Source organism: Serratia sp. K1WW1, assembly GCF_055790865.1.
Genome location: NZ_CM147697.1, coordinates 2,215,375 through 2,228,018, shown reverse-complemented (window position 1 = coordinate 2,228,018; position 12,644 = coordinate 2,215,375). Strand labels below are relative to the sequence as shown.

The 12,644-nt window shown below is 53.9% G+C and carries 9 protein-coding genes, 1 tRNA gene and 1 pseudogene; 9 read left to right on the top strand and 2 right to left on the bottom strand.

The genetic code is table 11. The features are described 5' to 3' along the window. Window positions 1-177: 177 nt before the first annotated feature. Together mtfA and ACX9GU_RS09990 are read left to right on the top strand one after the other, a co-directional pair. Window positions 178-966 carry a DgsA anti-repressor MtfA gene (gene mtfA, locus ACX9GU_RS09995; protein ID WP_202729112.1) on the top strand — a complete coding sequence of 263 codons (789 nt, stop codon included), beginning with the start codon at window positions 178-180 and terminating at the stop codon, window positions 964-966. Between the two features lie 93 nt (window positions 967-1,059). After that, window positions 1,060-1,135, top strand: a tRNA-Asn gene (locus ACX9GU_RS09990). Between the two features lie 269 nt (window positions 1,136-1,404). Here ACX9GU_RS09990 and arcA read toward each other — a convergent pair. Both arcA and ACX9GU_RS09980 read right to left on the bottom strand, forming a co-directional pair. Next, on the bottom strand, window positions 1,405-2,679 hold the full coding sequence (arcA, locus tag ACX9GU_RS09985) for an arginine deiminase (protein WP_473194646.1): 1,275 nt from the start codon (window positions 2,677-2,679) through the stop codon (window positions 1,405-1,407). 15 nt (window positions 2,680-2,694) lie between these two features. Beyond that, entirely contained in the window at window positions 2,695-4,212 is a 1,518-nt protein-coding gene (locus ACX9GU_RS09980; RefSeq protein WP_473194645.1) for a basic amino acid/polyamine antiporter, read from the bottom strand. A gap of 714 nt (window positions 4,213-4,926) precedes the next feature. Between ACX9GU_RS09980 and ACX9GU_RS09975 the strand changes: the two genes are divergently transcribed. From ACX9GU_RS09975 to ACX9GU_RS09945, 7 genes and pseudogenes are all read left to right on the top strand, one after another. After that, the gene (locus ACX9GU_RS09975; protein WP_473194644.1) at window positions 4,927-5,940 is read left to right on the top strand and encodes an LLM class flavin-dependent oxidoreductase; all 1,014 of its coding nucleotides are present in this window, start codon (window positions 4,927-4,929) and stop codon (window positions 5,938-5,940) included. Window positions 5,941-5,950: 10 nt separating this feature from the next. Further along, window positions 5,951-7,072: an amidohydrolase gene (locus tag ACX9GU_RS09970; RefSeq protein ID WP_473194643.1), complete on the top strand. Its 1,122-nt coding sequence runs from the start codon at window positions 5,951-5,953 to the stop codon at window positions 7,070-7,072. Window positions 7,073-7,139: 67 nt separating this feature from the next. Continuing rightward, a pseudogene (locus ACX9GU_RS09965) lies at window positions 7,140-9,410 on the top strand (NtaA/DmoA family FMN-dependent monooxygenase). A 9-nt stretch (window positions 9,411-9,419) separates the two neighbouring features. Further along, on the top strand, window positions 9,420-9,929 hold the full coding sequence (locus ACX9GU_RS09960) for a GNAT family N-acetyltransferase (protein WP_473194642.1): 510 nt from the start codon (window positions 9,420-9,422) through the stop codon (window positions 9,927-9,929). An 11-nt stretch (window positions 9,930-9,940) separates the two neighbouring features. Next, window positions 9,941-10,867 carry an amino acid ABC transporter permease gene (locus ACX9GU_RS09955; RefSeq protein ID WP_166732902.1) on the top strand — a complete coding sequence of 309 codons (927 nt, stop codon included), beginning with the start codon at window positions 9,941-9,943 and terminating at the stop codon, window positions 10,865-10,867. Next, window positions 10,851-11,630 (top strand): amino acid ABC transporter ATP-binding protein, encoded by a 780-nt coding sequence (locus tag ACX9GU_RS09950; RefSeq protein ID WP_473194641.1) that lies wholly within the window; start codon window positions 10,851-10,853, stop codon window positions 11,628-11,630. The genes ACX9GU_RS09955 and ACX9GU_RS09950 overlap by 17 nt, the downstream gene beginning before the upstream one ends. Window positions 11,631-11,638: 8 nt before the next feature. Then, complete coding sequence (locus tag ACX9GU_RS09945) at window positions 11,639-12,532, top strand: transporter substrate-binding domain-containing protein (protein WP_473194640.1); 894 nt, start codon at window positions 11,639-11,641, stop codon at window positions 12,530-12,532. The last annotated feature ends 112 nt before the right edge of the window (window positions 12,533-12,644 follow it).

The following is a 12,644-nucleotide window of genomic DNA, read 5'->3' as shown; positions in this document are numbered from 1 at the left end:
GTAGCGCAGAGCAAGGTTTTAACCCGCATAGCGGGTAGCCTTGAGACGGTTTGCAAGGCCGTCGCGTTCAGCCACTCCGGCAGCTCTGCGTGAAACGCTTGCTATAGTGCCCCCTTTTGCGGCATGTTGACATTATCAGCCCCAGCCGAATGTTCCAGTGACCCTTAGAGCAACGCAATGATTAAATGGCCGTGGAAAGCAAATCAAGCGCAGGCGGAAACGTTTGCAGAATGGCAGGAAGCCCTGTCCATCCCCCTGCTCTCACCTTTGGATGAGCAAGAGCAGCGGCGTTTGGTCGCGGTCGCCAGCCAGATTTTGCAAAATAAACGCATCGTGCCTTTACAAGGGTTGGAACTGACATCTCTGATGCAGGCGCGTATTGCCCTGCTGTTTGCGTTGCCGGTAATGGAACTGGGAGCAGAATGCCTGGACGGTTTTAACGAAGTCCTGCTCTACCCAACCCCGTTCGTGGTGGAGGATGAATGGCAGGATGATATTGGTCTGGTGCATTCCGGGCCGGTGGTACAAGCGGGCCAAAGCTGGGAACAGGGGCCTATCGTACTCAACTGGCTAGACGTGCAAGACTCCTTCGACCTTTCCGGTTTCAACCTGGTGATCCATGAAGCGGTGCACAAGCTGGATATGCGTAATGGCGGCACCGCTACCGGCGTCCCCCCAATCCCGCTGCGCGATATCGCCGCCTGGGAATACGATTTACACGCCGCGATGGAAAACCTGCAGGATGAAATCGATATGGTGGGTGAAGAGGCAGCCAGCATGGATGCCTACGCCGCCAGCGATCCGGCAGAGTGCTTTGCCGTGCTTTCCGAGTACTTCTTCAGTGCCCCTGAACTGCTGGCCAACCGCTTCCCTGAGTTGTACGAGCATTTCTGCCGCTTCTACAAACAAAACCCACTGGCACGCTTGCAGCGTTGGTATGCAGACAGCGAGCCACAACGGGACTGAGTTTGCTCAGATGATGAGCTGTCGCACCCCCAGAATCAATTTTGCGTTGACACGATCTACACGGCTGGATATGATGCGCCCCGTTCACACAATTCCTCTGTAGTTCAGTCGGTAGAACGGCGGACTGTTAATCCGTATGTCACTGGTTCGAGTCCAGTCAGAGGAGCCATATTTAGAAAAGCCCGCTTAGGCATCTAAGCGGGCTTTTTGCATTTCAGTACCCTGCCAGCAATTCAAAACTCTGTTGTTACCAGTCTCTCCACGACGGGCATGGTCTGAGCCACATTAAAATGTGCGCAACCGGGGCTGGCGTCATGGTTATCTCACTTACGTCAGACCGGAGGCCTTCGAAAAGGCCTCGTCGTTAGGACTGGAAATGCCTGTTAAGCAGGGGACACTTCAGATTGCTTGTGAGCTTGCTGGGTAAAGGCTAGGGTATTAATAATCCACGGCATCACGAATAATCGGGCAAGTCATACAGTGACCGCCTCCGCGCCCACGGCCCAATTCGCTCCCCACAATCTCAATCACCTCTACCCCTTCCTTACGCAATTGGGTATTGGTTTTCGTATTGCGATCATAGGCCATTACCACCCCTGGGGACAGCGCAACCATGTTGTTACCGCTATCCCATTGCTGGCGTTCGGTATCATAATCATTGCCCTCGGTTTCCACTACCCGCAGTTTTTTCAGATCCAATGCACCGGCAATCGCTTCGACAAAGGTCCCTTTATCTCGGGTTAGCCTCATGCCGGTTGGGCCGTCATCTGGGCGCAATGAGAAGGTTGAGATCTGATTGACAATCGCCGGGTAGAGTGTGACGACGTCGCGATCGCAGAAGGTAAATACCGTATCCAGATGCATGGCGGAACGCAGTTTTGGCATCGCGGCAATCATCACCCGTTCGACACCAGAATGCGGATTGGAAAACAGTGCCGCAGCCAACTGGGTGATCGCCTGATGCGAAGTTCGTTCACTCATCCCGATCAGCACGGTCTTGTTGCCGATAGGCATCACGTCGCCACCTTCCAGCGTCGCGCTACCGTGGTGCACCGTTGGATCCCCCCACCAGACATTAACGTTGGTTGCGCCAAAGTCTGGGTGGAATTTATAGATAGCCGTCGTCAGAATGGTTTCTTCATGGCGAGCCGGCCAGTACAGTGGATTCAGTGTGACCCCGCCGTAAATCCAGCAGGTGGTATCACGGGTATACAAGGCGTTCGGCAACGGCGGCAACAGATATTCGGTGATGCCTACCGCTTCGCGGATCAGCTTCAGTTCTTCGTGGTCGGCATAGCCTTCTTTTGCCAGCTCAGTGGTGGAAAGCCCTCCGAGCAGCACTTCGGCCAGTACGCGCGGGGATAATCCATCCAGGAAACTACGCGTTTCATGCAAAATACCCAGTGAGACTTCATTCGGTACAATCTGCTGATCCAGGATCCACTTTCTGGCTTCCGGCAGTGCCAGCGTTTCGGCCAGCAAGTTGTGCATTTCCACCACATCTACGCCGCGTTCGCGCATCTTGGTCATAAAGTCAAAATGGTCACGCTTGGCGCGCTCAACCCACAGCACGTCGTCAAACAGCAGCGCATCGCAATTACTTGGTGTCAGCCGGTTATGTGCCTTGCCAGGGGCACAGACCATCACTTTATGTAACTTACCTACTTCTGAATGCACACCAAACCTGGTCTGCGTATTTTCTTTGGTCGACATACTCAATTACCTCGGTCAAATTGTAATAACGCCCGTTGCGATAGTGTAAATAGCAGTAATTGCAGCGAACATAACGATAATAAACAGCACCATTTCAGCCGGAGTGAACAGTTTTGCCCGCTGTTCACGTTTGGCAATAATGTACAACAGCGTACCTGGGCCATAGATGATGGCGGAGAGAAGTAGGTATTTCATACCACCGGCATAGATCATCAACAGCGCATAAAACGTGGCGATAACGGCGAAAATCAGATCCTTTTTGTGGTCACGTTTATCGGTTTCGTAGGTCTCACCGGTCAAAGCCAGTTTTAGCCCATAGGCACCCACCAACAGGTAGGGGATCAGGGTCAGCGAGCTGGTCAGTTCGAGCGCCAGCTGGAAGGCATAATCGCTAAACAGCGTCAGGATTAAAAACACCTGAATGGTGATGTTGGTCAGCCATACGGCGGAAGAAGGCACCGCGTTGCTGTTTTCGGTGGCGAACACCTTCGGCATGCTGTTGCTTTTCGCGGCGGAAAACAGCACTTCTGCCGCCAGCAAAGACCAGGAGAGATAAGCCCCCAGTACCGAGACAATCAGGCCCACGCTGATAAATATTGCCCCCCAGCGCCCCACGATAGCTTCCAACACGCCCGCCATCGACGGCTGGCGCAGCGCCGCCAGATCGGGACGTAACAGCACGCCATAAGAAAGCATGGTGATCAGCACCAACAGGCACAGAACTCCGATAAACCCCAACACCGTAGCGATACCAACGTGACTGCGCTCTTTGGCATAGCGGGAATACACGCTGGCGCCTTCAATCCCCAGGAAAACGAATACCGTGACCAGCATGGTGCTGCGCACCTGGCTGAACAGGGATTCAGGTTCTACGGCAGGAACCACGGCTGCAGCAGCATGGCCCACGTAGCCATAATCGTTGAGATGAGAGAGATCCCCCACTCTGGCTAAAGAAGCTGTTTCAGGTGATCCCCAGAAGTTCAGCATAAAGACGTCACTTTTAAAGGCAAAAATCAGCACGATGACAAAGATCAGGATGGGTAGAATTTTGGCGATGGTGGCAATGGTGTTTATCGCGGCGGCGCTTTTCACTCCGCGTAACACCAGCATATGGAATCCCCATAAAATAACCGAGGCGACCAAGACCGCCGGAACGGTATTCCCATCGCCAAACACCGGGAAGAAAGCACCCAGCGTGGACTTGATCAAGACAAAATAAGAGACGTTGCCAATACAGGTTCCCGCCCAGAATCCCAGGGCAGAGGCAAACCCGAGATAATCACCAAACCCGGCTTTGGCATAGCTAAAAACACCAGAGTCGAGATCGGGTTTCCGTTGAGCCAGGGTTTGGAAGACAAAAGCCAGCATTAACATCCCACCGCCCGCAATACACCAGGCGATGATGGCCCCAAATCCCCCCGTTGCGCGCCCAAAGGTCGCCGGCAAGGAGAATATCCCGGCACCTATCATGGACCCTACCACCAGAGCGGTGAGAGACCATAGAGACAATTTATTCGTTGATGAGCTCGTCATGGTTTTCTTTACAGACACCTATTTTTATTAAAAGACAAAGTATCAGCCAGCCCTAATCGAATTAGAGTAAAATCATTTATCTAATTTGACAGGGAAAATCCGTTATCACAATATCGACGATATGTATACCAACCCTAATAAATTAAGGAGGCTATAAAAATGCTAAGATTATAACTCACAACACAATGGTTTATATATTATCTCCCACACCGCAGGCAGCGCCTAATCTAAGATAAGATTAATCTTACAGCAAACAAAAGATCTCCTAAAATGCTTTTATGTTTAGGTGTTGTTTAAGAATGTTGAAAATATTTCTTCGGCACTATTTTCGTTAACGTTGATATTTATCATGGCGTGCTTTATTTTTGGCCCATACATTGAAATGGAGCAACTTAAATTCTCATCTGAAATAAACATTTTTACATATCCTTAAAAGTATCTTATACAAATGATGAATTAAAAAATCCGAATAGTCTCCTGCAACAAACGAGTGTCAATTTGCATTACCAGTACATTGAGTGAACAGTTGCATTTGAAGTCATTGGCCCAGATCTCGGCTTATCTGGCTATGTTCCTCTTGCTGCGCGTCACCTGACAATGATTTATTGTTGATGCTTTCCCACTATTTAGCTAACCAAATGTAAATAAATTGTTTCCCCCAGCCCGCCCAGCGTTCCAATAATAAAGCCATGTTAATTGGAACGAGTGCATGACATGTCTTATCGAATCAGCCTGCTTGATAAAAGCCCGGTTGCAGCAACGGAAACCGCGTCTGATGCCTTACAGCGCACGCTGTACTTGGCAAAACAGGCCGAAGCCTGGGGCTATCATCGCTTCTGGATTGCTGAACATCACAATAGCCCTCACCTCGCCAGCCCTTCACCGGAACTGGTTATTGCCTGGATCCTTGGCCAGACTCGCCATATCCGCGTCGGTTCAGGCGGCGTGATGCTGCAGCATTACAGCCCCTATAAGGTGGCTGAAAACTTCAACCTGCTGGCCTCGTTGGCACCTGGCCGTATCGATCTTGGGGTGGGTAAAGCCCCTGGCGGGTTGCCATTGGCGACACGGGCACTGCAACAAGGTCTTCATCAGCAAGAGAAAGGCTCGTTTGCCGACCAGCTTGCGCAGCTTGATAACTGGCTCTCCTTGCCCGTCGCAGACGAAGGTGATGATGCGCTACAAGCCACCCCTATCCCGCCGCATGTTGCAGACCGTTTCCTGTTAGGAGCCAGCAACGAGAGCGCTTTGCTGGCAGCACAACTGGGCTGGAATTTCGTTTTTGCGGCTCATCTTAATGGCGATAAATCCCTGATGAGAGAAGTCATTAATACCTGGCGAGACCATAGCCAACGCGACACGCTGGTGGCCGTGCAGGTTATTGTCGCCGCGAGCGAAGCCGAGGCAACTGAGCTGGCGGCTCAGGTGGAGATTTGGGGGGTTGAACTTGAGAATGGTCAACGCGTGACCGTGGCAAGCGAGTCTCAGGCCCTGGCTTTTGCCCGCCAGGCGGGTAGCCCTGCCCGTCTGATTGAACAGCGTACCCGTTCGCTGATCAAAGGCACCCCCGCAACCGTCCATGCAGAACTTTCCGCCTTGCAGCAGGCGTTTGGAATTGACGAATTCATCATTGATACCCCGATCGCCGAGGGAGCGGCGCGGATCGCTTCATTACGCCTGCTCGCAGAAGGTATTGCGAACTACGCCACCGAAAATGAATCCGCCTAAAGGGTAAAAGATGACATTTGCACAGCAACTCATTGACTGGCGGCGCGAGCTGCATCGCAACCCGGAACTTTCCGGACAGGAAATAGCCACCACCGCACGGCTGAGACACTGGCTCGAATCCGCCGGGCTGCGTCTATTGCCGTATGATCTCGCCACGGGTGTCGTGGCCGAGGTCGGCCAAGGCGAGAAAGTCATCGCCTTACGTGCCGATATTGACGCATTGCCGATTGAAGAAGCCACAGGCGCTCCCTTTAGTTCACGACATAAAGGCGTCATGCATGCCTGCGGGCATGATGTTCACAGCAGCGTGATCCTGGGAGCGGCATTGCTGCTGAAAGCACGCGAAACGCAACTGACTGGCCGGGTACGGTTGCTGTTTCAACCTGCGGAAGAAAACTTCACCGGGGCCAGGATGTTAATACAGGCTGGCGTTCTGCATGACGTGAGCGCCATTTTTGGTATGCACAATGAACCCGGCCTGCCGGTCGGGACTTTCGCCACCAGAGGGGGAGCCTTTTATGCCAACGTCGATCGCTTTGTGATTGGCGTGAAGGGCAAAGGTGCCCATGCGGCTCGCCCTCATGAGGGTGTAGATGCGATCGTACTGGCCAGCCAGTTGGTGACGGCGTTCCAGAACATCACCAGCCGCAACATTGATACGCTGGAGTCCGCCATCGTCAGCGTTACCCGTATTCAAGGTGGGAATACCTGGAACGTGTTACCCGAAAAGGTTGAGCTGGAGGGCACAATACGCACGCATTCTGCCGATGTTCAGCGCCAGGTTGAAGGGCATATCCGCCAGATCGCAGCCGGGTTGGCTGCCGCTTTCGGCGCAGAGATTGAGGTGAGTTGGTTTGCCGGGCCGACCATGCTGATCAACGACGAAAAATGGGCAGCCTTTGCGACAGAAGTTGCCCAGGCAGAAGGCTATCAAACCCAGACCGCCGCCCTGCATATGGGAGGCGAGGATTTTGCCGCCTATCTGCAGCAGATCCCCGGTGCGTTTGTCAGCATCGGCAGCGCCAGTGAATACGGCCTGCATCATCCGGCATTTAGCCCTGATGAGGCCATGATTGCAGACGCCGCACGCTATTTTTCGGCGTTGGCCGAAAAAGCACTGCAGGCTATCTGACAGCGTTAATCAATACCTAGGGAATATATCCCTAGGGATATCCATTGTCTGAAAATGAGGGTTGAACATGTCTTTAAACCGACAACTGCGCCTGGGCACAATATTACACGGCGCATCTGGCAATATGTCCGCATGGCGACACCCGGCAGCACAGGCAGATGCCAGTATTAATTTTGACTTCGTCAAAAACACGGCTATCAAGGCCGAAGAGGGAAAGCTTGATTTTCTGTTTGTGGCAGACGGTTTATATATTAATGAGAAATCCATACCGCATTTTTTAAATCGCTTTGAGCCACTGACGGTATTATCTGCGCTCGCCACTATTACCAGCCGTTTGGGGTTGGTGGGCACAGTATCGACTTCCTACAGTGAACCCTTCACCGTGGCACGTCAGTTTGCCAGCCTTGATCATCTCAGCAACGGCAGAGCTGGCTGGAACGTGGTGACCTCACCGCTGGAGGGATCGGCGAAGAACTTTTCCCGCGAAAAGCACCCTGAGCATGCATTGCGTTACCGCATTGCCGATGAATATCTGGATGTAGTGAAAGGACTTTGGGACTCATGGGAAGAAGATGCATTTACTCGCGATAAAGCCACCGGTCAATACTTTGATCCCGCTAAATTGCATACGCTGGATCACCACGGTGACTTTTTTCAGGTAGCTGGCCCGCTGAATATTGGCCGCACGCCACAAGGTCGACCCATTATATTCCAGGCTGGCGCTTCGGATGACGGCAAGAAATTAGCGGCACACCATGCCGATGCTATTTTCACCCACCATGAAACGCTGGAGGCGGCACAGGAGTTTTATCGTGACGTAAAAAGCCAGCTTGAACGCTTTGGCCGCCGCCCAGAGGAACTGCATATTTTCCAGGGTGTCAGCCTGATTGTCGGCAAAGATGCCGAGGATGTTGAACGCCAGTATCAGGTAACCGCTGCCCTGGTTTCCATCAAAGACGCGCTCAACTACCTTGGCCGTTATTTTGAGCACCACGATTTCAGCCAATACCCGTTGGATGCGCCCTTCCCCGATGTTGGCGAACTCGGGCAAAACAGTTTTCGCAGCACCACCGATGAAATCAAGCGTAATGCCCGCGAACGCGGCCTGACGTTGCGCCAGGTGGCGCTGGAAGCCGCAACTCCCCGCCCACGCTTTCACGGTACGGCACAACAGGTTGCCGATGGCCTGCAACAGTGGTTCGACACCTTTGCGGCAGACGGCTTCATTATCCAGGGCGGTACGCCAGATACCTTCCCGCGTTTTGTCGATGAAGTGGTGCCCGTGCTGCAAGCACGCGGCCTTTTCCGTACGGAATACCCGGGCACGACATTGCGTGAAAGTCTTGGTCTGACATCGCCAGCCAATCAGTTCGCACCGCAATAAACCAATAACGATAAAAGAGACAACGCTATGCAGAAAACCCTATTACTCCTGGCGCTAACGCTTAGCCCTGCCGCCTGGGCACAGAGTGTGACGATTAACGGCGCGGGCGTCAGCCTGGAGGCGAACAAAGCGCCGATCAATACCAAAATAAATCCGCAGGCGGTGGCCCAATTGCCGAAAGGTTATCACTTTGCCGTCCCTGGTAAATTCACCGTCGCGGTGTCGGCGCTCAATTCACCGCCGCTGACGGTGTTTGCCGAAGATAACAAAACGCTGTTGGGCAGCGAGGTCGATATCGCCCGCCTGGTGGCGGATAGCCTGGGGCTGGAACTTAACGTCGTTCCGACTTCCTGGGAGGATTGGCCACTTGGCGTTTATTCCGGCAAATATGATGCCGCCATCAGCAATATTACCGTGACCAAGGAGCGCAAAGAGAAATTCGACTTTGCCACTTATCGTAAAGACTCACTCGGGTTTTACGTCAAGTCCGACAGCCCGATCAAGGCCATAGGGAAAGCCGAAGACATTGCCGGGCTGCGCATTATCGTCGGTTCTGGCACCAACCAGGAAGCCATCCTGCTGGCCTGGAACCAGGCAAATCAGCAGCAAGGGTTGCAGCCTTTTACCCCGATTTATACCAAAGACGACGCAGCCCAAACGCTGGCGCTGCAGTCTGGGCGCGCCGATGCCTTCTTTGGCCCGAACGTGACTGGAGCCTGGAAGGCGGCACTCACCGGCAAAACCCGCCTGGCCGGCAGCGTAGACGGTGGCTGGCCAAAAGCGGCACATATCGCAGTAACGCTGAAAAAAGGCAGCGGTCTGGTGGCACCAGTACAAACCGCGCTGAATGGCGTTATCAACAATGGGGATTACGAAAAAGTGCTTAACCGCTGGGGTGAAGGCATTGAGCGCCTTTCTGCCTCCGAGATCAACCCGGCTGGATTAGGCGATTAAGGGGGCCACATGAGTGACGTATTTCGTGATGTTTCGCCTGAAGCCAAAGAGTTGCAACCGATTATCAACGGGTTATTCGGCGAATATGCCGCCCGCTATGGCGACTATTTCTCCCGCGACGCCGAAGTCGAGCTGGTGCAATGGTATCTGCCGCCGCAGGGGCTATTTCTGGTGCTGGAGCGTGATGGCGACATCATTGCGACCGGTGCTTACAAACCTTTTGATCCGCACACCGCAGAGCTGAAACGTATCTGGACACATCCGGCACTGCGCCAACAGGGCCTGGCAGGCCGTGTGGTACGGGAACTGGAACGTCGTGCATTGCTAGCGGGTTATAGCCGCGTCTATCTCACCACCGGATTTCGCCAGCCGGAAGCCGTGCAGCTTTATCTGGGGCAAGGATACGAACCGCAGTTCGACATCCACCGCGACCATGAAGAGTACAGCGTACCGCCCTATGACGGCCGCCTGCGTTTTATCAAAACGCTGACCTTCGCCAGCCAAAGCAATATTGCCTGAGGAACCCACCGATGAATTCATCTTCGAGCATTAAAGTGGTTCCGGCGCGTTATCCGCTTCGCACCGCTGGGGCCGTCGTGGCGCTGTTTGTATTGGCGATCGTCGTTCAGTCGATCGCCTTCAATCCCCGCTGGGAATGGGCGGTTTTTGCCCGCTGGTTCTTTGATCCGGTTATCCTCTCGGGGGTAGCGCAGACCTTGCTGCTGACGCTGCTAGGCACCGTACTCAGCCTGATTATTGGTGGTGCGCTCGCGCTGTCGAGGCTATCGTCCTCCTGGCTGTTAAACAGCCTGGCATGGGGCTATATCTGGCTGTTCCGTTCGCTGCCGCTGATCGTGGTGCTGATTATTCTGTACAACTTTTCCTATCTGTACGAGCGGCTTTCCATCGGCATTCCCTTTACCGATATTGCTTTTGGCAGCTTTGCCACCATCAACGTGCTCGGCCAGTTTTCCACCGCGGTGGTGGGATTAACGCTGGTACAAAGTGCCTATACGGCAGAGATCATTCGCGGTGGTTTTCTGGGTGTCGATCACGGTCAATATGAGGCCGCAGCTGCGCTAGGCTTACCCGCCTGGCGGCGTACCCTGCGTATTATTCTACCTCAGGCGCTGCGTACCATTCTGCCTGCCGGTTTCAACGAAATTATCAGCCTCGCCAAAGGCACCGCGATGGTTTACGTCTTAGCCATGCCTGAGCTGTTTTATACCATCCAGATGATTTACAACCGCACCCAGGAAGTGATCCCCCTATTGATGGTGGGTGCCGTCTGGTATCTGGCGATCACCAGCGTGCTATCGCTGCTGCAACACATTGTGGAACGCTGGCTGGCACGCAGCGAACGCCGCTCCGCCGTTAATCAGGAAGCGGGCAAACAAAGCCCGTCGCATCAGCCAATCCCTTCAGCACCGGAGGCGATCCATGTCCCCATCTCATAACACCCAAGGCCACATCTCCATTACCGGCGTCAGCAAGATTTTTGGCCGTCATAAGGCGCTGGATAACGTTTCTCTGGAAATTCCACCCGGCTCGGTAACGGTGATCCTCGGGCCGTCCGGCTCAGGAAAGTCGACGCTGTTACGCACCATTAACCATCTGGAGCGCGTTGATGAAGGCTTTATTCAGATTGATGGCGACTACATTGGCTACCGTCTGTCGGGCGACAAGCTTTACGAACTGAAGGAGAAAGAGATCCTGCGTCAGCGCATCAACGTGGGGTATGTGTTTCAGAATTTCAATCTGTTCCCGCACCTCACCGTGCTGGAAAACCTGATTGAAGCCCCTATCGCCCATGGTCACCTGAATCGCCAGGACGCCATTAAGCGAGCGCTTGAACTGCTGGATGTGGTGGGGCTGCGCGATAAAGCCGATTCCTGGCCGCGTCATCTGTCTGGCGGCCAACAGCAACGCATTGCGATTGCACGTGCACTGGCACTGCGCCCGCGCGTCATGCTGTTTGACGAACCCACCTCTGCACTGGACCCAGAACTGGTGGGGGAAGTGCTGGACGTTATCAAGAAGCTTGCCCGCTCCGGAACCACGCTGGTGGTGGTAACTCACGAGATTGGTTTTGCCCGGGAGGTGGCCGATCAGGTGGTGTTTATGGTGGATGGCAAGATCGTTGAACAGGGTCACAGCGAGGCGGTGCTCAAACGCCCACAGCACCCACGCACCCGTCAATTTTTATCTAAAGTCCTATAAGGAAAAAAATGAAATATACATTTCTGGCGCTGGCATGGTTCAGCTCCGTAGCCTTTGCACAAGGGAATATCGATTTGGCTGCCAATGAGCAGCCGCTGCACACGGCTAAAAATCCGCAGGCCGTCAGTAAAATCCCGGCAGATTACCGCTTCGTAGAGCCAGGGACGCTGACGGTAGCCATCTCCGCGCTCAATTCACCACCGCTAGCGCTGTTGGCCAGCGACAATAAAACGCGCATCGGCAGCGATCCGGACGTCGCGCGGCTGCTCGCCGACAGTCTTGGGCTGAAGCTAAAGCTGGTGCCAACCGCCTGGGAAGACTGGCCACTTGGGATCACTTCTGGCCGCTATGACGTTGCGTTGGTCAACATTGCCGTCACGGAACAGCGCAAGACCAAATTTGATTTTGCCACTTATCGCGCTGACTCACTGGCGTTCTCGGTAAAATCGACCAGCGATATTCAATCTATCAGTAAGCCCGCGGATGTGGCGGGGCTACGTGTGATTGTCGGTTCTGGCACCAACCAGGAGAGAATTCTGCTGGGCTGGAATGAGCAAAATCAGCGTGAGGGCCTGAAACCCGCACAGCCGATCTATCTGACCGATGACGCCTCCGGCAATCTTTATATTCAGTCCGGGCGGGCAGACGTCATGTTCGGCCCGCAGTCGGTAGCCGCCTACAAAGCGGCTCTGACGGGCCAAACCCGCGTGGTGGGGCTGGGGCCGAAGAAAGCCTATGTGGCCACCACCACCAACAAGGGAAATGGATTGGTTTATGCTCTGCAGGCTGCGCTAGACGGTACGATCGCGCAAGGTGAGTATCAACAGGTGCTGGCGCGCTGGGGTGAACAAGGGGAAGGCGTTGCGGCATCTGAGGTCAATCCGCCGGGGATCTCCTACTAAGCTAAGCGGGCGCCGCAGGCGGCGCCCCTATAAATTAGCATTACCACTTTGTCCGTCACCCTCCCCCACACAGCCCACGCTTGACTTATTTTGTCTAATTTGTATTTTAAGG

Bases quoted from the DNA above. Each gene is read 5' to 3' on its own strand.
- mtfA (WP_202729112.1), top strand. From the start codon at position 178: ATGATTAAATGGCCGTGGAAAGCAAATCAAGCGCAGGCGGAAACGTTT.
- arcA (WP_473194646.1), bottom strand. From the start codon at position 2,679: ATGTCGACCAAAGAAAATACGCAGACCAGGTTTGGTGTGCATTCAGAA.
- ACX9GU_RS09980 (WP_473194645.1), bottom strand. From the start codon at position 4,212: ATGACGAGCTCATCAACGAATAAATTGTCTCTATGGTCTCTCACCGCT.
- ACX9GU_RS09975 (WP_473194644.1), top strand. From the start codon at position 4,927: ATGTCTTATCGAATCAGCCTGCTTGATAAAAGCCCGGTTGCAGCAACG.
- ACX9GU_RS09970 (WP_473194643.1), top strand. From the start codon at position 5,951: ATGACATTTGCACAGCAACTCATTGACTGGCGGCGCGAGCTGCATCGC.
- ACX9GU_RS09960 (WP_473194642.1), top strand. From the start codon at position 9,420: ATGAGTGACGTATTTCGTGATGTTTCGCCTGAAGCCAAAGAGTTGCAA.
- ACX9GU_RS09955 (WP_166732902.1), top strand. From the start codon at position 9,941: ATGAATTCATCTTCGAGCATTAAAGTGGTTCCGGCGCGTTATCCGCTT.
- ACX9GU_RS09950 (WP_473194641.1), top strand. From the start codon at position 10,851: ATGTCCCCATCTCATAACACCCAAGGCCACATCTCCATTACCGGCGTC.
- ACX9GU_RS09945 (WP_473194640.1), top strand. From the start codon at position 11,639: ATGAAATATACATTTCTGGCGCTGGCATGGTTCAGCTCCGTAGCCTTT.